At 74.4% G+C, this 22,094-nt stretch carries 14 protein-coding genes; 9 read left to right on the top strand and 5 right to left on the bottom strand.

Features of this window, described 5'->3' with window-relative positions; translation table 11 throughout:
* Positions 1-29: 29 nt before the first annotated feature.
* Both CC117_RS16535 and CC117_RS16530 read right to left on the bottom strand, forming a co-directional pair.
* Positions 30-1,322, bottom strand: coding sequence for a cobalt-precorrin-5B (C(1))-methyltransferase (locus CC117_RS16535; RefSeq protein WP_071085121.1), 1,293 nt, complete (start codon positions 1,320-1,322; stop codon positions 30-32).
* A gap of 8 nt (positions 1,323-1,330) precedes the next feature.
* On the bottom strand, positions 1,331-1,957 hold the full coding sequence (locus tag CC117_RS16530) for a precorrin-8X methylmutase (protein WP_071085119.1): 627 nt from the start codon (positions 1,955-1,957) through the stop codon (positions 1,331-1,333).
* Positions 1,958-2,213: 256 nt separating this feature from the next.
* Between CC117_RS16530 and CC117_RS16525 the strand changes: the two genes are divergently transcribed.
* The 3 genes from CC117_RS16525 (at position 2,214) to CC117_RS16515 (ending at position 8,188) form a co-directional block, all read left to right on the top strand.
* Entirely contained in the window at positions 2,214-7,448 is a 5,235-nt protein-coding gene (locus tag CC117_RS16525; protein ID WP_071085117.1) for an AAA domain-containing protein, read from the top strand.
* A 3-nt stretch (positions 7,449-7,451) separates the two neighbouring features.
* The gene (locus tag CC117_RS16520; RefSeq protein ID WP_131803081.1) at positions 7,452-7,886 is read left to right on the top strand and encodes a hypothetical protein; all 435 of its coding nucleotides are present in this window, start codon (positions 7,452-7,454) and stop codon (positions 7,884-7,886) included.
* 89 nt (positions 7,887-7,975) lie between these two features.
* Complete coding sequence (locus CC117_RS16515; RefSeq protein WP_071085113.1) at positions 7,976-8,188, top strand: hypothetical protein; 213 nt, start codon at positions 7,976-7,978, stop codon at positions 8,186-8,188.
* A gap of 66 nt (positions 8,189-8,254) precedes the next feature.
* On the opposite strand, the gene CC117_RS16510 is transcribed toward CC117_RS16515, so the two are convergent.
* Positions 8,255-8,683 (bottom strand): hypothetical protein, encoded by a 429-nt coding sequence (locus CC117_RS16510; protein WP_241830163.1) that lies wholly within the window; start codon positions 8,681-8,683, stop codon positions 8,255-8,257.
* A 404-nt stretch (positions 8,684-9,087) separates the two neighbouring features.
* Between CC117_RS16510 and CC117_RS16505 the strand changes: the two genes are divergently transcribed.
* The 6 genes from CC117_RS16505 (at position 9,088) to CC117_RS16480 (ending at position 17,845) form a co-directional block, all read left to right on the top strand.
* Positions 9,088-9,891 (top strand): DUF3050 domain-containing protein, encoded by an 804-nt coding sequence (locus CC117_RS16505; protein WP_071085110.1) that lies wholly within the window; start codon positions 9,088-9,090, stop codon positions 9,889-9,891.
* Between the two features lie 13 nt (positions 9,892-9,904).
* Complete coding sequence (locus CC117_RS16500) at positions 9,905-11,782, top strand: AMP-binding protein (RefSeq protein ID WP_071085107.1); 1,878 nt, start codon at positions 9,905-9,907, stop codon at positions 11,780-11,782.
* A gap of 29 nt (positions 11,783-11,811) precedes the next feature.
* Positions 11,812-12,489, top strand: coding sequence for a carboxymuconolactone decarboxylase family protein (locus tag CC117_RS16495; protein ID WP_071085197.1), 678 nt, complete (start codon positions 11,812-11,814; stop codon positions 12,487-12,489).
* A 252-nt stretch (positions 12,490-12,741) separates the two neighbouring features.
* Positions 12,742-13,653: an NAD(P)-dependent oxidoreductase gene (locus CC117_RS16490; protein ID WP_241830162.1), complete on the top strand. Its 912-nt coding sequence runs from the start codon at positions 12,742-12,744 to the stop codon at positions 13,651-13,653.
* Positions 13,654-14,267: 614 nt separating this feature from the next.
* Positions 14,268-15,446 carry a hypothetical protein gene (locus tag CC117_RS16485; RefSeq protein WP_131803080.1) on the top strand — a complete coding sequence of 393 codons (1,179 nt, stop codon included), beginning with the start codon at positions 14,268-14,270 and terminating at the stop codon, positions 15,444-15,446.
* Between the two features lie 56 nt (positions 15,447-15,502).
* The gene (locus tag CC117_RS16480) at positions 15,503-17,845 is read left to right on the top strand and encodes an AfsR/SARP family transcriptional regulator (protein ID WP_071085100.1); all 2,343 of its coding nucleotides are present in this window, start codon (positions 15,503-15,505) and stop codon (positions 17,843-17,845) included.
* A gap of 40 nt (positions 17,846-17,885) precedes the next feature.
* Here the strand turns inward: CC117_RS16480 and CC117_RS16475 are convergent, their stop codons facing one another.
* Together CC117_RS16475 and CC117_RS16470 are read right to left on the bottom strand one after the other, a co-directional pair.
* Positions 17,886-19,760, bottom strand: coding sequence for an ABC transporter ATP-binding protein (locus CC117_RS16475; protein WP_071085098.1), 1,875 nt, complete (start codon positions 19,758-19,760; stop codon positions 17,886-17,888).
* Positions 19,761-19,817: 57 nt separating this feature from the next.
* The gene (locus CC117_RS16470) at positions 19,818-21,638 is read right to left on the bottom strand and encodes an ABC transporter ATP-binding protein (RefSeq protein WP_084132244.1); all 1,821 of its coding nucleotides are present in this window, start codon (positions 21,636-21,638) and stop codon (positions 19,818-19,820) included.
* Positions 21,639-22,094: the final 456 nt, after the last annotated feature.

The following is a 22,094-nucleotide window of genomic DNA, read 5'->3' as shown; positions in this document are numbered from 1 at the left end:
AGCAGCCACGGCCAGTAGGACCAATGAGATCAGTGGTGTGTGTCGGCGGGGTGGCCGGGCCCCGCCCGGCCCACCAGACGGCCGGCCCGGTCGATGACGATGACGTCGACGTCCACCGGCGCCTCCCGCAGGACCTCCCGGGCGGTGCGCAACGCGCCGGCGGCGATGAGGTCGCCGAGCGCGATGCCGTCGTCCAGGCAGATCCGCAGCGCGCCGAGCGCAGTGTTGGCCCGAAGCACCCGGTCCTGGAGGTCGGCGTCCGCGCCGCCGCCCCGCGCGAGCGCGGCAAGGCCGGCCAGGTCGACGCTGGAACGGCCCGAGTGCAGGTCGAGGTGGCCCGCGGCGAGCTTCGCCAGCTTGCCGACCCCGCCCACGACTGTCAGCTGCGGGACGGGGTGGCGCCGCAGGTATTTCAGGACGGCACCGGCGAAGTCACCCATGTCGAGCATGGCCTCGTCGGCGAGCCCGAGCACGTCCCGCGCGACCTGCTCGGACGTGCTGCCGGTGCACGCGGCCACCCGCCGGTGGCCCGCCGCCCGGGCGACGTCGATGCCACGCCGGATGCTGTCGATCCAGGCCGAGCAGGAGTACGGCACGACGATCCCGGTCGTGCCGAGGATCGACAGCCCGCCGAGGATGCCCAGCCGAGGGTTCCAGGTGCGGGTCGCGAGCTCCTCCCCGCCGTCCACACTGATCTCGATCTCGACATCCACCTCGGCCCCGAGCCCGGTCGTCGGGTCGTTGGAAGGCGTTGTGGCTCCGGGGTGCTGCGCGGCGGCTCCGGGGTGCTGCGCGGCCACCGCCGCGACGGCGGTGCGCATCATCCGCCGCGGAACGGGGTTGATCGCCGGCTCGCCCACCGCCAGCGGGAGGCCTGGTCTGGTCACCGTGCCCACCCCGGCACCGGCGCGGAACACCACACCGCTGCCCGGCGTACCGGGCCGCACCACGGCGGTCACCACGGCGCCGTGAGTGACGTCGGGGTCGTCCCCGGCGTCCTTGACGACGGACGCGGTGGCCCAACCGGGCCGGAGCGCCTCGCGGGCGAGCGCGAAGGYGGGCCGCGCACCACCAGGCAGAGTGATCGTCACCGGGTCGGGGAAGTCGCCGGTCAGCAGGGCCGTGTACGCGGCCGTCGTCGCGGCGGTCGCGCAGGCGCCGGTGGTCCAGCCGTACCGCAGCCCGCCCCGGTCGGGCCCGGGCCGCCGGCGCGCCCCGCCGGGCGCCGGTTCGCCAGGCGCCTGATCGCCAGGTACCTGATCGCCGGGCGCCGGTTCACCGGGCTGCTGCCCGGCGGCTTCCCGGGCTGGTCCTCCGCCCATCGGGTGGGTCAGTCCGCGTCGAGCGCGAGGGCGTTCACCGCGGCGGCGGCGATCGCGCTGCCGCCACGGCGCCCGCGCACCACCAGGTACTCAAGCCCGCTCGGAGAACTCACGAGGGCTTCCTTGGACTCTGCGGCACCGACGAAGCCGACCGGGACACCGATGACCGCCGCGGGCCGGGGCGCACCGCCTTCGACCAGTTCGAGCAGGCGGTACAGCGCCGTCGGCGCGTTGCCGACGACCACGACGGCGCCGCCGAGATGGTCCTGCCACAGCTCGACCGCGGCCGCGGAGCGGGTGGTGCCCGCCCGGCGGGCGATCTCGGGCACCCGCGGGTCGGAGAGGGTGCAGATCACGGCGTTGCCCGCCGGCAACCGACGGCGGATGACGCCGGCGGCGACCATCTCGGTGTCGCACAGCACCGGTGCGCCGCCGACAAGCGCCGACCGCGCGGCGGCGGCGACACCCGCGGAGCAGCCGATGTCGGCCGTGAGATCGACCATCCCACAGGCATGGATCATGCGCACGGCCACCCGGGCGATGCCCGCAGGCAGGCTGCGCAGGTCCGCCTCGGCGCGGATCGTCGCGAACGACTCGCGGTAGATCTCGTCGGCGTCCCGCAGATAGCCGGTCATCGCGCGGCGGACGGGCAGAGCGGACGGGCGTACACCTGCGGAGCATATGCGGGCAGGTCGCCGCGGCGCACCTGGTGCGGCGGCGCGGGGTGCGGCGGCGCGGGGTGCGGCCCGGAGCGCGGCGTGCGGCGCGGCCGGGTCGGCGAGCGCGAGGGTTCTGTCCGACCGGAGCCGTATCGTCGCGGTGTCCCGCCAGCCCGCCCTTTTGTGGCCGGCGGGAGCTCCGCGCCACCTGACCCACTTGCCGGAGGAGCCGATGCCCGCCCTCGACCAGGTCAAAAGCCGGTCCCTGCGTCTGCTGGACTACCTGGCCGCCCTCGCCACCGATCTGCGCGGCGCCCCGCGGCGCCGGCTGGCCGAGTACGACCCGGCGCCGGTGCTGCCCCGTGACGTGCCGTCCCATCCCCAGGTGAAGCTGGGTCCCGGGCAGACGCGGGAGAGCTGGCTGGAGGTGGGCAAGGTCCCGGCTCCCGTACCGCCGCGGGTCCCCCGCGCGCTGTACGCCTACCTGGGCGGAGTGGACGTCCGGCCCGACCTGCCGCCTGCCCTTCCCGCCGACCTGCGCGAGCGGGCCGCGCAGCGCGGGGACGATCCGGAGGCCGTCACCCGGGCCCACGACCGCTGGCTCCGGGAGGCGTGGCAGCCCTGGGCGCCCGCCGCCCGCGCCGCGTATGCCGCGCGTGGTCTCTACGAGCGGCTGTTCGACCTGCGGCTGCGCCACAGCCACGACACCACCGGCCTGCAGCTCGTGTGGGGCCATTCGCTGCTCAGCTGGCGGGTCGCCGCCGCCGGGGGCGAGCAGGTCATCGTCGAACACCCCCTGCTGATCACCCCGGTCCGGCTGGACGTCGACCAGGACGACGGCGTCATCCGGGTGCTGGTCGACGGCACCACCTCGGTGGAGACCGACCCGGTGCGCGGCCTGGAGGCACCGGAGCTGCGCGAGCTGCCCGCCCTGCGCGACCGGCTGCGCACCAGCCCGCCGGACGTCTGGGATCCTGCCGAGCTCGCCCAGCTGCACGCCCAGCTGGCCGCCCCGCTCGGGCTGGACGCGGCGGTCCTCGACGGGCCCGATCTGCCGCTGCCCGGGCCCAGTGCCCGGGTCGTCGACACCTGGGCACTGTTCCTGCGCCCGCGGCCGACGACCGGCGCCCGTTTCTACAGCGAGCTTCGGGAGGCGATGGCCGAGCGTGACTTCCTGCCCGAGGCGGTGGCGGCCGTCGTCGCCACGGAGTCGCTGGTGGCGGAGGCCCTCGGCGAGGCCCACAGCGGCTGGGACGGGCCCGGCCGCGGCGACCTGGCCGCGGGCGGAGCGGGGCCGGGACACCCCGGCGATCCGGACGGGGCCGACGACGGGTGGGCCGCCACCGGCGCCCGGCTGCTCATGCCGCTGCCGACCAACGACGACCAGGAACGGGTCGCCGCACAGCTCGCGACCGCGCGCGGCGTCACCGTGCAGGGCCCACCGGGCACCGGGAAGAGCCACACCATCGCGAACCTGGTGTGTCATCTCGTGGCGCACGGGCGCCGTGTGCTCGTCACCGCGCAGGACGAGCAGGCCCTGGTCGTCCTGCAGGAGAAGATTCCCGCCGAGTTGCGCCACCTGTCCGTGGCGGTCCTCGGTTCCAGCCAGGCCCACATCGAGCAGCTGCGGGCGTCCGTCGTGGAGATCCAGTCCGCGGTCGGCGACGTGGACCTCGCCCGCGAGGCCCGCCAGGTCGAGCGGCTCGCGGCGGAGCTCGACGCGGTGCGATCCCGGACCAGGGCGCTGGAGCTGGACCTCGTCGAGCTGCTCCGCGGCGAGGAGCACGAGTTCGATCTCCCGCACGGCCGGGTGCGGGCCGCGGGTGTCTCCGAGTGGCTCGCGGCCAACGAGGCCGCCCTCGGCGCCGTCCCGGACCGGCTCGACCCCGACACTCCGCCGCCGCTGCGGCCCGACGAGCTCGCCGAGCTGTTCGCGCTGGCCCACGGCATACCCGAGGCGGAGGCCACCGCCGCCGGCCAGGCGCTGCCCGACCCGGCCGCGCTGCCCGGCGCCGGCCCGTTGGCGGCCCTGTTCGACCGGCTGGACCGGCTCGACGCGGAGGTGGCCGACGGCGAGCGGGCCGGGCTGACCTCCGCGGCGGTCGACCGGCTCGGCGACACCGGAATCGCCGCACTGCGCGCCGAGGTCCTGGCAGGCGCCGCGGCGCTGGGCCCGCTGGAGGAGCCGTGGCTGGTGACCCTGCGCGACCAGTGCGCCTCCTCGCCCCGGTTGGCCGACTTCTGGCGGGTGCAGGCGCAGGAACTCGCGGCAGCGGTCGCCGACCTGCACGCCCTGCGGGGGGCGCTCTTCGGGCACCGCGTCGACGTTCCCGACGGCGACCCCCGGGGCCAGCTGGACCTGCTCGGCGAGCTACGCGCCCGCTTCGCGGCCGGCCGCGGCCTGCCCCGCTTCGGCGGGCGGGAGCTCCGCGACTTCGCCGACCAGCTCCACATCGACGGCTACCCGGCGCGGACTGTCGAAGACCTGGACGTCGCTGCCGCCGCGATCACCGGCCGACTTCGGGTCAGCGCCGTCCTCGGCCGTTACACGGACGTGGCCGGCCAGCTTGGCGCCCCTCCCATCACCGACGGGCCCAGCCCCGGCCCGGGCACCCACGGCGGCTACGGCGGCTACGGCGGCTACGGCGGCTACGGCGGCTACGGCGGCTACGGCACCGATGGTCCGGGAGTCGGCGGTCCAGGTGTCGGCGGTCCGGCGCAGGCGGCGTTCGCCGTGCTTCCCGCGCTGGACGCGGCCAGCGACCGGATGACGTCCGCACTGGCCTGGGAGGCGGGCCCCGGCCGGGAGCTCGCGGCCCGGCTGGCCGCCCTGTTCCGGGACGTGCCGCCCCGTCCGAGTTCCGCCGACCTGCTGCGCCACGCCGACCTGCTCGGTCTCGCCGGCACCAGGATCGCCCAGCAGACGGCGCAGGCGGAACTCACCGGGCTCACCGAACAGGTGCGGGCCGGTCGAGCCGCGGCGGCGGCCAGCCCGCTGTGGTCGGAGCTCGGCGACACGCTCTCCCGCCGGGATCTGGCCGGCTGGGCGCGTGCGCTCGACACCACCGCCCGGCTACGGGGGCTGCGGCCCGCCGTCGACCGCCGCGCCGAGCTGGCCGAGCGCCTCGCCGTCGCGGCCCCCCGCTGGGCCGCCCGGGTGCTGTCCACCGGCGCGGACCCGGCGATCTGCGGAGATCCCGAACAGCTGGCGGCGCTGTGGCGGTGGCGCCAGGCCGAGACCTGGCTCGCCGACCTGCACGCCGGCGCGGACATCCCGGCCCTGCAACGACGTCTGGACGCCTCGACCGAGGCCGGCCGCCGCCTTGTGCTCGACGTGGCCCGCCGCTCGGCCCGACTCGCGCTCGCCCGCAACCTCGGCTCGGAACAGCGCCAGGCACTCACCGGATGGGTCCAGGCACTCAGCCGCGTCGGCAAGGGAACGGGCCGGTTCGCCGGCCGGTGGCGGGCCGAGGCCCGCACCCACATGACCGCGGCGATGGGCGCCGTCCCGATCTGGATCATGCCGATCCACCGGGTGATGGAGAGCTTCGATCCTCGGGTGAACGACCCGTTCGACGTCGTCATCGTCGACGAGTCCAGCCAGTGCGACGTGCTCTCGCTCGGCGTGCTGAGCCTCGGCCGCAAGGCCGTCGTCGTCGGCGACGACCAGCAGACCAGCCCGTCCGCGGTCGGCATCCCGCGGGAGCGGGTGTTCACCCTGATCGAGGATCACCTGCCCGACGTCGCCCACCGCTCGCTGCTGGACGTCGAGGCCAGCCTCTACGACACGGCGGCCCGGGTCTTCCCGCGGACGGTGGTACTCAAGGAGCACTTCCGCTGCCTGCCCGAGATCATCGGCTTCTCGAACCGGTTCTACGACCACCAGATCCTGCCGCTGCGGGAGACACCGCAGGTCACGGTCGGGCCGGCGCTGCGCCCTGTCCGGGTCGCGGGCGGGGGCCGGGCGCCGGGCCGTTTCGGCGACGCCAACGAGGTGGAGGCGGGCGCCGTCGTCGACCAGATCATCGCCTGCTGCGCCGATCCCGCCTATGACGGCATGACCTTCGGAGTCGTGACCCTGCTCGGCGCCGGCCAGCCGCGGCTGATCGAGCACAGCCTGGTCGAGAAGCTGGGCGAGGAGGAGTACGTCCGGCGCCGGATCCGGGTCGGCGACCCGTACCAGTTCCAGGGCGACGAACGCGATGTGATCTTCCTGTCCGTCGTCGCCGACGACAACCGCTCGGCGGCGACCCGGCGGCGCGACATGCAACGGGTGAACGTGGCGGCGAGCCGGGCCCGTGACCAGCTCTGGGTGTTCCACACCGTGGCGCCCGAGACGCTGCGCGACGACGACGTCCGCCGCCAGCTGATCGAGTACATGTACGCGGCGCCGGCCGCACAGGAGGTCACCCGGCTCGTCGACCTGTGCGAGAGCGAGTTCGAACGGGCCGTCCTGCGCGAGATCCTGGCCCGCGGCTACCAGGTGCGTCCGCAGCATCCGGTGGGGCGATTCCGGATCGACCTGGTCATCGAAGGCGAGTCCAACCGGCTCGCCGTCGAGTGCGACGGCGACCGTTACCACGGTCCCGACCAGTGGGAGGCCGACCTGCGCCGCCAGCGGATCCTCGAACGGCTCGGCTGGACCTTCTGGCGGATCAGGGGTTCCGAGTTCTACCGGCAGCCCACCCGCACGCTCGAGGGCCTCTGGCACCAGCTCGACCAGATGGGCATCCGCCCTGCACCGGCGACCACGCCTGTTCCGGCTCCCTCTCCGTCGTCCCTTCCGGCTCCCTCGCCGACGCCCCTGCCGGTTCCAGTCCGCACGCCCGCTCCGTCCGGGGCACTGTCGACCGCGCCGGCCACCGCCAGGCCGGCGGTACCCGGGCAACGGCCCGTCCCGCCGGTTGCCCCCGGCCCCGCCCCCGGGCCCGGGCCCGGGCCGACGATCGACCTACCGGGCGGATTCCGCCACGCGGGATGGGTGCGCCGAGAGGAGGCCGAGGCCGTCCTCGCCGCGCTCGCCCTCGCCCGGGACGTGCCGATCAGCGCGACGGGTGGCCGCGCCCGGGTCATCGCCATCGACCCCTGTGATCGCTGGTCTCCGGCCGCCCCGGCCCACGGATCCGCGCCGGGCGAAACCGCGGACGACACCGGGTTCGCCCCCGAGGCCGCTGTTGTGCTGCGCCCCCGTCCCAACCCCGGAGCCGGTGGCCGCCGGATCGTCTGGCTGACCCAGCGGGAGGCACAGGCCGTCCTGCGCGCTGTGGACCGTGCCCAGGACCAGCCGGTCAGCGCACGGTCCGGGACCGACAGGCCCGGTACGCCGGGGGCCGGCGCGGCGCACGGGCTGGTCCAGTACTTCCCGGCGGAGTCGGAGGTCGCCCGGTGGTACGGCTCGGTGGCCCGGTTGCTGCGCCCCGGCCACGCCGACCGGGCTGCGGGCGGCAGCGGCGAAGCTAACCTCTAGGTGATGCCAACCCCCCTCTCCAGGCGCGCCTGGCCGCTTCTCGCGGCCATCGTCGCGGTGCTGGGGCTGGTGGGCGCACCGGGTGCGCTGCCCCGCGGGCACGGGCAGCTGGCCCCACAACAGTGGTCCGCAGATCTCACGCCCGCCGCCTGGTCCGCCACCGTCTCGCGGCGGACCGCGACGGTCGCGGAGCCCGTCAACGCGGCAGCGCCGAAGCGCGGGAACGCCCTGCGCCCGTGGCTCGACGCCCAGCCGCTGCTCGCGACCAGCCACCACCAGCGTTCGGAACATCAGCTGCTCGGGCTGGGCGCGGCCCTGTGCATCCTCGTTCTGAGCGCCGCCTGGCTGGCGGCCCGACCCGGCACAGCCGAGCGCACCCCGCACCGTGCAGGCGGCGGCCCCGGGTCCCGCGGCCCTCCGGCGGCTTCCAGCCGCTGACAGCCGCCCATGCCTCGAGGACCTGAACCGGGGCGCGCCGGAGGCGTGTCCTGCCGCGCCCGTCCCGAGGCCTGCTCCCAGGAGTCGAGATGGACCCGGACTTCGAATGGGGCCGACTGCTCGTCGCAGTCGCCCTGCTCGCCGTCATGTTCGCCGTACCTATGATCATCGTTGCTCGCGACCACCGCGCTGACCGCCGCCGCTACGGGGCCGCTGCCGTCACCGCGCCGATCCGTTACACGGCGGACGGGCGCCGCTATCGCGAGGGCTACCCTCCGCCCGGCGACGCCGTGGAGAGCTGAGATCCGCCCTGCGGGTGGCTCCGCGGAGCCACCCGCAGGGCCGGCTGGTGCCGGCATCCCGTCCGATCACGGGAAGTGGAACGTACGAGGGTGGAGCTGCGGCCGCAGCGGGAGCAGGAACGGGAAGGTGGGACGGCGCGGCGGCCATTCGTCCCGCGCCGGGGTGCGCCACGAGGGCCAGGGAACGGTCCGGCCCGCCGGCGATACCGCCACCCGGCCGGCCGCGGCCGGCTGCTCCTCACGCGCCGACAGCGGCGGCAGTGGGGTCTCCGCCCAGTCGACCGGAAGCCCCTCGCAGAAGACGCAGATCAGACCACTCCGCGGCGACAGCACCGGCACACCGTGGTGGCGGTAGACCTCCATGAACCCGCCGTCGTCCTCGAACCAGCGGGAGACGGTGAACGAACGGTGCCAGCTGTGGTGGCAGCGCCGGCAGCGGAAGAAGATCTCCGCGTGTGCACTCTCGACATCCAGCACCTGGGGCTTGTCGATCATCACCCGCGCCCTTCGTCCGCTTCAATGGGGTCAGACCTGTCTGACCCGTGCCCGGCGCGCGGGCCCGGCTAACCCGGCCCGGGTGTCCTGAAACCGCGGACCGCCGGGCGGCCGGGCGGCGGTACCGCCGGGGAGCGTCACAGGCTCACGGCGTGGCCCTACGTTGGCTCTGTGTGGTGCGCCCGCGGGGTAGCAGCGGCCTGCTGCCGCAACGCTACCGGGGCGCTACCGACTGCCGGGAACCTGCCGGCTACCGGCCACCGCCGGTGGTCCGTCGCGCGGGGCAGCCGGCCGGGCCGGCCCCTCCTGGACGCGACGGGGCCGGCGCCACGGCGTCCCGACAGGTCCGCCGCCACGGTCCGGTCCTGTTCTTCCTCATCGTTCACGCAAGGGGTTGATGACACGTGCCGAGTCGTTATTCCTGGGGCGGTACCCATCCGTCGATCGCCTGGCTCACGGCGGAGACGGCGGCGGCCCGCAACACCGTGCTCGCCCATCCCATGTACGGCCGGCTGGTGACGGCGGACGACGTCACCGCCTTCATGACCAGCCACGTCTTCGCGGTCTGGGACTTCATGTCGTTACTGAAGACCCTGCAGCGCGAGCTCACCTGCGTCGACGTGCCGTGGGTGCCGACCACCCACCGCGAGTGCCGACGCCTGATCAACGAGATCGTCCTCGTCGAGGAGAGCGACGAGTACGGCGAGTCCTACATCAGCCACTTCGAGCTCTACCTGGCGGGCATGGAGGAGGCGGGGGCGGACACGGGGCCGGTCAGACGGTTCCTCGCGGAGCTCGCCGTGGGCACGGCGGTGCCCGTCGCGGTCGTCCGCGCGGGGGTGCCCGCGCCGGCGGCGTCGTTCGTCCGCGCCACCTGGGAGCTGCTGACCACCGCGCCGACGCATGCGCTGGCCGCGGCGTTCGCGTTCGGCCGCGAGGACCTGATCCCCGAGATGTTCTCGCAGGTCCTGGAAGGCAACGTGCAGCTCAGTACCTTCCGCGACTACCTGGCCCGGCATGTCGCCGTCGACGGGGAGCAGCACACGCCGATGGCGATGGCGATGCTCGTCGCCCTGGCCGGCGAGGACCCGCACTGCTGGCGCGAGTGCGCGAGCGTGGTGAACGGCTGTCTGCGGGCCCGCGCGGCGCTGTGGGACGGCATCGCCGCCACGCTCCCGGACCAGCGCATCGTTGCGCCGGTCGCCTGAGCCGGGGGCATCGATGATCATCGCTCTGTTCGTTCTCCTCGGACTGCTCGCCGCCTACCTGGCGTTCGTCTGCACGTCGGTCGCCCTGCCACGGCGGCTGCGGCTCGCGCTGGGCCCCATGTCGCTGGAACGGACACCTGACCGGGCCGCCCGCCGGCACCGCGGACGTGTCCTGTTCACCAGTGACGAGCCGTGCTCGTGGTCCCTGCCCGGCGCCGGTAACGCCGGTGACGCCGCAGGGTCCGGCCCGGACCGGTGGACGGCGCGCGACATCCAGGCGACGGCCGGACGGCTCGCGGCCGCGCTGCGCGCGCTCGGCCTGCGCCACGGGCAGCGCGTCGCCGTGCTCAAGCGGAACCACCTCGACATCCATCTCCTGCACCTGGGGGTGGTGCGGGCCGGCGGGGTCGCCTGCCCGATGAACGGCGCCTTCGCCGCGGACAAGGTGGCCCCCTACCTCGTCAACATCGACGCCCGGATCCTGTTCGCGGACGTCCCCACGCTGCTGCGGGTGCTGCGGGAGGGTGGCACGCCGGGCCGGGTGGACACCGTCGTCCTCGTCGGGCGGGTGGGTGACGTCCCCGAGTCCGACGTGCGGGAGCTGCACGGGGCGCTGCGCCGCACCCCGGACGGGGGCACGGCGCCCGCCGTCCACTGGATCGAGGACCTGCTCGCCACGGCCACCGAGCCCGCTCCCGCGGTGCGGCGCGGCCCCCGGGAGCCGCTCTACCTGGTGCACACGTCCGGGACGACCGGGTTCCCGAAGGCCGTCATCCTGCGCAACGGCCCGCAGTCCCGGGCGATGCGGGGATGGCTGTGCTATGTCCACATCTCGCCCCGCCGGGACCGGGGGTACATGGCCGTTCCCAACAACCATCAGGCGGTGATCCTGACCTTCCACTGCATGCTGCTGCTGGGCGTGCGGGCGCACTGGACGGCCGCCACCGGCCGGGACTTCGACGCCTTGGGCGTGGTCGAGGAGCTGGCCCGCGACCGCTACACCGGTTTCTTCGGCTTCCCCATCACCTACACCCAGCTCAGGGAGGTGCCGCTGGCGGCGCACGACCTGCGGGCCATGCGGTTCTGGGCCAGCACCGCCGACGCGGCGCACGAGGCGATGATCCGGCCGTGTGTCCAGGTGGGCGGCACCTTCCGCCGGCTGGGCCTGCCCCTGCGCGGCTCCGTCTACCTCGACGCGCAGGGGTCGAGCGAGGTCGGCACGCCGTCCGTCCTGCGGTACTACTCGCGGCTGACCCGCCGGTACGACCGCCGGATCGGGCGGCGCCACTCGGCTCCGTTCGGCCCCGGCGTGCGGATCGCCCGGGACGGTGTGCCGGTCTCCCGCGGGCAGGTGGGACGTCTGGAAGTGCGCGGGAAGACGCTCTTCGAGGCCTACTGGAACAACCACTCGCTCACCTACGAGGCTGTCCGGGACGGCTGGTTCTTCACCGGGGACGTCGCCCGCTGGTCGGGCGGGCACGTGGTGCAGCTCGACCGTGAGGTCGACGTCATCCGCACCGGCGGCGGCGACGTCTACAGCCTGCCGATCGAGGAGCGGGTCCACCGGCACCCGGCCGTGTTCGACACCTGCGTCTACGGGGCGCGCCAGCCGGACGGCACCCAGCGCCCGGCCGCCGCGGTGGCTCTGCGGCCCGGGTCCGGGATCGGTGCGGCACGGCTGCGCGACGAGCTGAACGCGCTGCTGGCCCCCGAGGAGCAGCTGGTCGCCGTTGAGATCCTGCCGTGGAGCGAGTTCCCCGTCGGCGTCACCGGCAAGACGCTCAAGCGCGTGTTCCGCGAGCGGACGGAACCGCTGCCCGTGCCGGAGGCCAACCGTCCGGTCGCGCTGCGGGCAGCTCCCGCGCCGCTGGTCGCCAGCAGGTCGGTCTAGGTGCCCCCCGTCGAGAGGAGGTGGCGGCGGTGACCGTCACGCACACCGGGCACACCGGGCACACCGGGCACACCGGGCTCGGGAGCCGGGACCGCGACTGGGCGCAGCTTGCCAGCCTGGCGTGGTCCGGTCCGACCGAGGCGCTCGCCGCACGGGTGCGGCAGATCCTCGGTCGGGACGAGAGCGGTCTCGGCGATCTGCTGGAGTTCGTCCTGCAGTACGCCGTCTATGCCGGCTGGCCGCGGGGGTCCGAGCTCGAGGGGGTCGTGCGGTGCCAGTGGGCGCTGCACTGCCGCGACACGGGCACGGATCCCGCTTCCTGGCCGGCGCCGGCCGCCACCTCCCTCGACCGGGAAAGCCGCGATGAGCGGCTGCGGGCCGGCGAGGAGGCGTTCCGTGCCCTGAACCGCAGCGAGGCGCCACCCCGGGGCAGTCCCTTCGTCGAGGCCGGCATGCTCGGCTTCGTCTTCGGGCATGTGTGGCGCCGGCCGGGCCTCACGACGCGCGAACGCCGCATCGTCGCGATCATCGTCTGCGCGGCCACCGGGGCCGTCCACCCGTTGCGCCACCATGTCCGCTCGGCCCTCGACTCGGCGGACCTGTCCGCCGCCGACCTGCGGGATCTGCTCACCGAGGTCGAGAGCCGGGTGCCCGCCCCGGCTGCGGCCGTCCTGCGGGACGGGTCACGCCCGCTCCCGCCGCGCTGACCGGCACGCCACGCCCTGGCCGGCACGCCACGCCAGGCCCGTCCCGCTCCGCCCTGTTGGCCGCCCAGGGCAGCCAGCGCCCGCCCACACCGAGGAGACCCCACGATGCACGCCGCGCACACCGCCACCTCCCGGAGCGACGCTCCGGCCGATGCTCGGAGCGTCGCTCCGCGCGATGTCCAGAGCGCTCCGCGCCATGTCCAGAGCGACGCTCGGCCCAGCGCGCACGGCGTCGACGCGCAGGGAGATGGCATGCCGGCTGCCGAGGCCTACGGATTCGTCGGCCTCGGGAGCCAGGGAGCCGAGATCGTCCGGCTCTGCGCGGTGGGCGGGGTGCGGCCAACCGTGTTCGACCTGCGGGCCGACCGGGTCGAACAGGTCCGCTCCAGCGGAGTCACGGTGGCGCCGACCCTGGCCGACCTGGGCCGGCACGCCACCGTCGTCTCGGTCTGCGTCTTCGCCGACGACGACGTCCGCGCCGTGGTCGCCGGGCCGGGTGGGTTACTGGAGACGATGCGCCACGGCGGCCTGATCGTCGTCCACAGCACCTGCTCACCCGAGGTGTGCGTCGAGCTGGCCACGCGGGCCCGCGAGCGGGGCCTCGCGCTGGTCGACGCGCCGGTCAGCAACGGGATCCGTGACGCCCGGGGCCGCGCGCTGACGGTGATGGTCGGCGGCGGCCAGCCTGAGCTGCGGCGATGCACGCCGGTGTTCGACCTGTTCGCGCACACCGTGCTGCACATCGGCGAGGTGGGCAGCGCGCAGCTCGTGAAACTGCTGAACAACGCCGTGTTCCTCGCGCACCGCGGCGCGGCGGTCGAGGCGCTGCGGGAGGCGGTCCGGCTGGGCCTGGACCCGGACCGGGTGCGGGTGGCTCTCCGGACGTGCAGCGCAGCCGCCAGCCCGCTGCCCCCGGGAGACCAGCCGCTCGGCGTCCCCGGCAGCGGACCGTCCCTGCCCGCGCTCGCCGCCCTGCTCACCAAGGACCTGACACTGCTCGACACCGCGCTGGCCGCCGCCGACGGGAACGCCGGGCGGCTGGGCGGCCTTGCCAGGGAGGCCCTCGCCACGCTGCTGGACCTGGACCGGCGGGCCCCCGACGTGCGGACCGGGCCGGCCGGCACCTGCCCGGGGCACTCCGCCGGGGCGGAGGTTCCTGCCTGAGCCCTGACCTGCGGCGGGATACCGGCAGGGATCCCCCGGGGTCGGCGGCGGAGGACTCGTTTCCCGGCGTGGACATCGACCGGAAGTACCAGAAACCGAAACAGATGAACAACGTGCGCCGGAGCGCAGATATTCGCCTCAACGCAAGCCGGTAGACGATTGACAGAGCTGCGGGGACAATTCAAACTCCTAGTCGGACTGGCGAACAAAGGACTGATTCACGTCCAATTAGCACGATCCGACGGTCGGCATGGCCGAAATGCGGGCAGGAAAGGCCGTCCCGACGGCCGGACGCCGCACGGCCCAACGCGGAAGGGACGGATTCGGCCGTGTCGTGGAGGGGAAATCGCGCGACAACAATCCAGACCACCGCGGGATTCGGTGGTACCGCGGATCGCCAACCGGCCCGCCGGAGCGCAGAGCAGGCTCTTTCCTCACGGCGACGACAACGAAAATGGCCGGCTCCGCGGATGCGGTTCGCGGAGCTGCTCCTGGATGCCCGGCGCGCCGGCCGTGCAGGTGACATGCGGCGGGCCGCGGAACTCCAATCCCGCGCCGTGCTGCTTATCGCGGGAGTTCACGCGGAATCGCCGGCCGATCCGCAGCGGACATGGATGCTCGGTGGCGTTCAATACGACCTGGCGGCGTTGCGGTACAGGGCCGGCGATCCGGGCGCCGCGGTCCGCGCGTTGGACGCGAGCGAGCAGCTCTACGCGGTACTCGTCCGCCGGACACCCGCGGCGGCCGGGCCGCTGGCAGACGTGCGGGCCCGGCGGGCTGTCGTGCGCGCCACGCAGGGGCACGGTGCCTCCGCGCTGGTGGACGCGCAGGCGGCTCTGCTCGGCCTGCGCGCGGCTTCCGACCCGCTGGGCCGCCCAGACGGGCGGGACGATCCCGGCTCCGCTCGCGTCCTCGCGCTCTGCGGCGACGTCCTGGCCGCCTTCGGCGATCCGGACCTGGCCCTCGTGGCCTCGGAACGCGCCGTCCGGGCCCTGCTGGGGCCGGCCGTCGCACCACCGGCCGGCGCGCACCCCGCCGGCACGTTCCCGACCGACCGGCCAGGCTCGCCGCATCCGGGCTATCTCGCGCGTGCGTGCCGCGTCGCCGCGGTCATCCGGCAGGCTCGCGGCCCCGGGCAGGCCGACCGCGCGCGCCGGCTGGCGGCCGCGGCCGCGCATCTCGGCGCACCACCCACGTCAACGCTCCTGGAACAGCGGATCTCCTCGCCGCTCCCCCCGGATCTCGCCCTCGGCCTGCGCGGCGCGCTACGAGTGGCAGAACGCCGCGGAGGCGACCCCGGGACCACCTCGTCCCTGCTGCAGGCGCTGGCCGCTCCTGATACCGACGGCGCACCACCCGGCTGGTCGACGGACCCGACCTGGCACGGCAGGATCACCGCGGCCCGGGCCCGGCCGAACGGGCCCACCCCCGCCGCGGCCGGGGCCTGCGCGACGATGCTGGGCCGGCTGGCCGGTGACATCCTCTCCGCTTCCGCTGACCCACTGGTCGGCCTGCGCCTGATGCTGGAGGCGCACTGCCTGCGCGCCGCGCCGGCCGCCGCCGCCTGTCCCGCCGCCCTCGGTGAGCGAGCGGACCGGGCGCAGGCGGCAGACCCCGCCTGGGCAGGCCTTCTGGACGCCGCAAGCCGCCGGATCGCCGCCGTGGGAGATCCGTCCTTCGCCCTCGACCTGGCGAGCTGGGCCGAGCGCGCACGCGGCGGCCCGGCCCACCGGCCGGTCGTCGCCCTCGATCCGCAAGGCGCGACGGGGACCTGGCAGGCCCTGCCGTGCTGACGGCTGGGTCCCCGTTCGGAGCCGGTCAGATCGCCGACAGTCCTGGAGGACGGAAGATGACAGCCGGAAGCACGCCGACAGGTGGGAGTCCCCGGTTCGCACTGCTCGGCCCGCTCGAGGTCCGGGACGACCTCGGCCGGGCGGTTCCGGTCTCCGCTCCGAAGCAGCGCGGTGTCCTCGCCACCCTGCTGGTCGACGCCGGCACCGTGGTCTCGGCCGACCGGCTCTCGGATCTGCTCTGGGACAGCTCGCCGCCGCCGTCCGCGACGAAGACGCTGGAGAACTATGTCAGCCGGCTGCGCCGCTTACTCGGGCCTGTGCTGGGCGGACGCATCATCACCCGCTCTCCGGGCTACGTGATCGAGCCACGGAACAGGTTCGAGGTCGATCTGGTCATCCAGTCGGACCTCGCCGGACGGGCGCAGGAGGCGGCGGCCCGGGGCGACTGGGCCCGCGCCGCCTGTGACGCACGGGACGCCCTCGCTCTGTGGCGCGGAGACCCGTTCTGCGACATACCGGTGGAACGGCTGCGACGGGAGCAGGCACCGCACCTGGCCGAGGCCCGGCTGCGGCTGCGGGAACTGGCGCTGACCGCCCAGGTGATGCTGGGCGACCACCAGGGCGCCCTGCCGGAGCTGCGGCGCCTCGTCGAGGAGACCCGCATCCGGGAGCACCCCTGGGAGATGCTGATCCTCGCCCTGTTCCGGTGCGGTCGCAAGGCCGAGGCGTTCGAGGCCTACCGCCGGGTCAGGTGGGTCCTGCGCGACGAGCTCGGCGTTGATCCCGGCCGCGGGCTGCAGCAGCTGCAGCGGCACATGCTGTCCGACGACCAGCTGCTCTTCCCGGACCCCGCCACCGCCACCGGTACGGACAGGTCGACCGCCGTCGCCGGTGGCTCCGGACAACCGGCGACCGCGACCATGATGACGACATCCGCCGCGATGGTGACCGCCCCGGCCGTGGTGACCGACCCGGCCCTGGCGACCGACACAGCCATGATGAACGGAACAGGCATGACCACGGTGGCGGCCGCGGCCGCAGGAGAGTTCCGCCCGCGTCCGTCAGGCCCGCTCTCCCCGCCGCCCGCCGCCGTTCACCAGGCTCTCGCACGCAGGTACGAAAGCCTGCCCCCGCCGCAGACGGGCACCGACCCCGATCCGGCCCGGGCACTGCGTCTGCTCAGCGGCTGGAGCGGCGCCGATCTACCACTGGCGGCAGTCTGCGCGGTGCTCCGCCGGCCACCGGCGCTCGTCCGCCGCGACCTGGCGGTCCTCATCGATCAGGAGCTCGCGGAATCCCCCGCGCCGGACCGGTTCAGGCTGCCGGCCATGGTCCGACTGTTCGGCCGGACCAGGGCCGGCACCCGCACCGATACCGGTGGGCCAGGCCGGGACGATGACGCCGCGCCGGGAGCCGTACTGCGGCGTCTGGGCGGGTGGTACCTGCGCAGCACGGTCGAGGCCGGGAACGTGCTGCATCCCTACGGCCGGCGGCCCGGTCTGCACCCGGCCTCGGACGAACACCCACCGGAGACGTTCGGCAGCTACCGGCAGGCGTCGGTCTGGGTCGCCACCGAGCACGAGAACCTCATGACCACGGTGCGCATGGCGGCCACCGCGGGTGAGCACGCCCTCGCGTGGCGCCTGGCCGCCGCGCTCACCGGCTACTTCCATGTCAGCAAGCGGTGGACGGACTGGATCACGACCGCGGAGATCGGGCTGGCGTCGGCGCGGCAGGCACAGGACCGGTTCGGCGAGTCCGCGCTGCTGGTGAGCGCCGGGCTGGCCTACGACGACCTCCGCATGTACGGGCGGTCGCTGGAGATGCTCGAACGGGCGCTGTCGGTGGGCAAGGACAGCGCGGACCAGTGGGGGGAGGCGGTCAGCCTGCTCAGCCTCGCCCACGTGCGCGGCGCGAAGCGGACGATGGCCGACCACCAGAACGCTCAGAAGATCTTCAGCGAGGTGGGAAACTCCTGGGGTTTCGCCCTGACGCAGATCGAGCTCGGCCGTGCCCACCGCAACCTCGGCGACCTGGACCAGGCGATCGCCTGTCACCGCCATGGAGCCGCGATCCTGGGCGACCTCGGCGACGAGTGGGGCCTGGGGCTGGCGCACCTCGGCCTCGCCGAGGACCATCTGGCCCGTGGCGACCACGCCAGCGCCGCCCTGGTGTGCCGCCGGACGCTGGCGCTCACCCATGGGATCCGGGACCGGCACACCAGCGCCCGTGCCCTGACCCTCCTCGGGCACAGCTACCTGAAGGTCCCGGACCCGGCCGCCGCGCGGCGCTCCTGGACCGAGGCGCTGCGCATCTTCGAGGATCTGGCGGACCCGCGTGCGACGCAGCTCCRGGTGGGCATCGCGACGCTCGACGCGGCCGCGACGATCGCCTCCTGACCCGCGCCGCCCGTGCCCACACCGCACCATGAGCCCGTGCCTACACCGCACCATKAGCGGCCGGAGCTGATGCCGGAGGGAGCGGCTGTGAGTCGGCCGACTGTCCGTCGGCTGACCGCGGCTCGGCAGTCTGCGGCTCGGTCGCGCCCGCCGACGACCAGGCCGACCACATCCGCGCGTACTGGCCGCCGGCGGCGACCAGGTCGTCGTGCGAGCCGTTCTCGACCACCTGGCCGCGGTCGAGAACCAGGATCCGGTCGGCGGACGCGGCCTGGGTCAGCCGGTGCGCCACGGCGATCACCGTGCGTCCGTCCAGGGCCCGCTCGGCTGCCAGTTCCAGCCGGCGGGCGCCGGCACTGCCCGCCTCGGCGGTGGCCTCGTCGAGGACGACGATCGGCGCGTCCACGAGCAGCAGCCGGGCAAGCGCGAGTTCCTGCGCCTGCGTCGGGGTGAGCCGGTGCCCGCCCCGGCCCACGACGGTCCGCTCCGCGGACGGCAGTGCGGCGACCCAGCTCGCCGCGCCCGCGCGGGCCAGTGCGTGGTCGATGTCCGCGGCCGAGGCGTCCGGGCGCGCAAGCCGGAGATCGTCCACGAGCGGGCCGGCGAACACGTGGACCTCCTGGGTCACCAGGGCCACCGTGGTCCGCAGGTCGTCCGGACCGAACTGCCCGACCGGAAGGCCGGCCAGCCGGACCTCCCCCGACGCCGCGGGATGCAGGCCGGCGACGATGTTGGCCAGCGTGGTCTTGCCGGCCCCGCTCGCACCGACGACCGCCACCCGCTCCCCCGGACGCGCGGCGAGGTCGACGCCGTGCAGCACCTCGTGATCGTCCGCGTAGGCGAAGTGGACGTCGCGCACCTCCACGGCCGGCTCGCCGAGAACCGCCCGTTCCGGCGCCGGCGGCGGTGCCACCCGCGCTACTCCGACGAGGCGGGACAGCGCGGCGCCGGCCTCCTGAGTCGTGTCGATCATCATAAGGATCATGTTGACCGGCTCGAACAGGCGGCTGAAGTAGAACGCCGCCGCTGTCGCCGCGCCGACCGTGACAGCACCGTCACGCACCAGGTAGAAGCCGGCGGCCAGGACGGCGGCGACGCCGATGGCCTCGGACAGGTGCATGCGGCCCCAGAACCGCGTCCGGAAGTGCATCGCCGTGTAGGCGCAGTCCACCGCCGCCTCCGACCGCTGGGCGGTCAGCCGCAGATGGCGCGGGCCGAGGCGGAACGCCCGGACGGTGTCCGTCCCGCCGATCGAGTCCAGCAGCTGCTGGGCCCGCGCGCCCTCGGCGACCCGCTGGGCCGCGAAGACCGACCGTGACCTGCGCAGGTACCACCGCAGCGCATAGATGTCGGTCGGCACGGCGAGCAGCGCGACGACCGCGAAACGCCAGTCGATCGCGGCCAGGCCGACCGCGGTCATCCACACCAGGAACACCGACATCGCAAGCGTCGGCACGGTGGTGCGAATCGCGGTGGTGACGACCTCGACGTCGCCGCTGATCCGCGCCACCAGATCACCGGAGCCGGTGCGCTCGACCTCGCCCGCGGGCAGGTGCAGGGCCCGCTCCAGGACGTCCTCGCGCAGCGACGCCAGCGCGGGCTCCGCCACGAGCGCGATCAGTACCCTGGTCACCACCAGGAGGACCGCGGCGCCGACCGCCACGATGACCAGGACCTGGACCGGCCAGAGGACAGCTCCGCGGTCGCCGTCGATCGCCGCGTCGACGACCCAGCCGAGGGCACGGGGCACGATGAGCTGCAGACAGGTCCCCGCTGTCAACGCCAGGACCGTGAGCACGCCGAGCGCCCACCGTGGCCGCAGGAGCCGCAGGAGGTACCGCCACGTCTCACCGGCGCTCGCGGTGGGGAGCAGGCCGTCGCCGGAGCGTTCTTCTCGCACGCTGTCACCTCGCATGGGGATCACCCGTCCTGGCTGTCACACTGTTCTGGCCGGTCATGCTGTTCTGGCCGGTCACGCGAGGACGAGTTCGCGGTAGCGCGGGTTCGTGTGGACGAGGTCCGCGTGGGTTCCCTCGGTCGTGACCGTGCCGCCGTCGAGGACGACGACCCGGTCGCAGCAGGCCAGGATCGCGGGGCTCGAGGTGACGCACACCGTGCTCAGCCCGCCGCGCAGGCGCCGCAGGCCCTCGGCGATCCGGCGCTCGGTCAGCGAGTCCACCGCGGTGGTGGGTTCGTGCAGCACCAGGACGGGCGCGGCCGCGGCGAGGGCGCGGGCCAGCGCGACGCGTTGGCGCTGCCCGCCGGACAGTGACGTCCCGCCGGAACGCAGCCGGGTGTGCAGGCCCTCGGCCAGCACCTCCGTCAGGTCGTCCAGCCCGGCCGCTGTCACCACGGGGTCCAGGTCGCCGCCGGTCTCCGCCGGTGTCGCGGACCGGATGTTGTCCAGCACGGTGCCTTCGAACAGCACGGCGTCATGGGGGGCGACCAGGACGATCTCCCGGGCCGTGTCGGGGTGCAGGTCGGTGACCGGGGTGCCGTCCAGCAGCAGTGCGCCGGACGCCGGGTCGGCATCCCGGGCCAGCACGCTGAGGACCGCGGCGGCTTCGTGCGGATCGGCCGCCACGACACCGAGGAACTCCCCGGCGCGCACCTCCAGGTCCAGATCGCGGACGGAGCCCACCGTGACCTTCTCCAGACGAAGCCGGCTCTCCGGCCGGTCAGGACCCGCCTGCCGATCGGCACCGGCCGGCACCGCGGGCGCTCTCTCCACAACCGCCGGCGGGGCGTTCAGAACCGCTGCGATGCGGCCCGCCGACGCCAGGGACTGTGCCCGCTGGGCGCCGAACCCGGTGATCCGGTTGAGCGGGTCGACGAGGAACTGCGCCAGGCCGACCGCGGTGATCAGGGCGCCGATACTGATCGACCCGCCGGCCGCGAGGCGGCCCGCGCCCAGTGTCACGACCGCGAGCAGGCCACCGGCCAGCGCGACCGCCACCGCCCTGATGGTCGACTCCGCGGCTGCAGCCCGCAGGGTGGCGCCCAGCGCGCGCTGGCTGGCCGTCCGGTAGCGCTCGACGGCCGGGCGCTCCCCACCGAAACCCTTGAGGACCCGCAGTCCGGCAATCAGATCGGCGGCGAGGCCTGTCGCCGCCGCCATCGTCGCGCGCTCGGCGGCGCTGCGCCGCTCCAGTGGCCGGCCCAGGAAGTGGGTGATGACCATGAGGAGGAGCGTCCCGGCCACGACCAGACCGGTCAGTGACAGCGAGAAGCGGGCGAGAACGACCACGGCGACCCCGACCCCGGCGATGCCGGAGATGGCCATCGCCAGCGCGTAGTTGAACATGCCGACCTTCAGGGCGTCCCCGGTCGCCAGCGCGACGAGCTGCCCCGGGAGCTGATCGGCGCTGGCGCCGCCACGCGGGTCGAGGACCCGGTCGGCCACCAGCATCCGCAGGTCGTGGCCGGCGCCCTGGACAGCCCGCAGGTTCGCCCGGAAGCCCCACCGCATCGCGCAGGTGAGGGCGACGAAGAGCCCGAGCAGCACGGCCAGCCAGCGCAGCATCGAGGCGCCGTCCCCGGTGGCGATCGCCCGGTCCACCGCGAGGCCGATGGTGATCGGGACGAGGGCCYCGGCGACCTGGTGGCAGGACAGGAAGGTCGACGACGCACTCACGTGGCGTAACTGGCCGCGGCGCGCCCGGCGCAGCACCGACCCGGCGCTGTGCACCGCCACCGGCGAGGCCGTGGAGGACCCGGCCGACGAGACCTGCACCGTCGAGGCCTCCGTCGGCGGGTTGTCCGTAGGTGGCGTGTCGACTGTCGGGGCGCTCACGGAGCGGGGTCCGTTCCGGCGCGGAACCGTGCCGCGCGCGGCGGCGCACCTTCGTACGGGTTCACGTCTCTCCTCGGGTCGCCGACTGGTTTCTCAGGCAGGTTTCGCAGGCAGGACTCCCGGGGCCATCCGGCCCGTTTCCCGTCACGACGACGGGCCGTTTTTCTACCGGCACGGATCGCGGCTCCGGCACTGGTCACGGCCGGCGGGAAGCCAGACCCGAACGCGGTGGGCAGCCATTCCCGGCGGTTCGGCCAGCTACTCGACCAGACAACTGTCATCGCGCACCAGAAATGCGCCGTCGAGGCGCATGCCCCTCCTCGAGTCGGGATCGCGAACAGGCCGGACGGCACGCCGTTACACTGGCGTTCACGGCCAGCGGGCGTACCCTTGTTTCTACTCCGGTTATTCGTGGCCGTCGCGGCAGCATCGGCCATAAATTCCACCGAATCGGCC

Source organism: Parafrankia colletiae, assembly GCF_001854655.1.
Taxonomy (GTDB): domain Bacteria; phylum Actinomycetota; class Actinomycetes; order Frankiales; family Frankiaceae; genus Parafrankia; species Parafrankia colletiae.
The sequence above is the reverse complement of the archived record's forward strand: the minus strand, read 5'-3'. Positions and strand labels throughout refer to the sequence as shown.

What these genes read in the sequence shown, in the direction of transcription:
- CC117_RS16515 (WP_071085113.1), top strand. Translation starts at nt 7,976, where the DNA reads ATGGACCCGGACTTCGAATGGGGCCGACTGCTCGTCGCAGTCGCCCTG.
- CC117_RS16525 (WP_071085117.1), top strand. Translation starts at nt 2,214, where the DNA reads ATGCCCGCCCTCGACCAGGTCAAAAGCCGGTCCCTGCGTCTGCTGGAC.
- CC117_RS16520 (WP_131803081.1), top strand. Translation starts at nt 7,452, where the DNA reads ATGCCAACCCCCCTCTCCAGGCGCGCCTGGCCGCTTCTCGCGGCCATC.
- CC117_RS16490 (WP_241830162.1), top strand. Translation starts at nt 12,742, where the DNA reads ATGCCGGCTGCCGAGGCCTACGGATTCGTCGGCCTCGGGAGCCAGGGA.
- CC117_RS16500 (WP_071085107.1), top strand. Translation starts at nt 9,905, where the DNA reads ATGATCATCGCTCTGTTCGTTCTCCTCGGACTGCTCGCCGCCTACCTG.
- CC117_RS16485 (WP_131803080.1), top strand. Translation starts at nt 14,268, where the DNA reads ATGCTCGGTGGCGTTCAATACGACCTGGCGGCGTTGCGGTACAGGGCC.
- CC117_RS16510 (WP_241830163.1), bottom strand. Translation starts at nt 8,683, where the DNA reads ATGATCGACAAGCCCCAGGTGCTGGATGTCGAGAGTGCACACGCGGAG.
- CC117_RS16530 (WP_071085119.1), bottom strand. Translation starts at nt 1,957, where the DNA reads ATGACCGGCTATCTGCGGGACGCCGACGAGATCTACCGCGAGTCGTTC.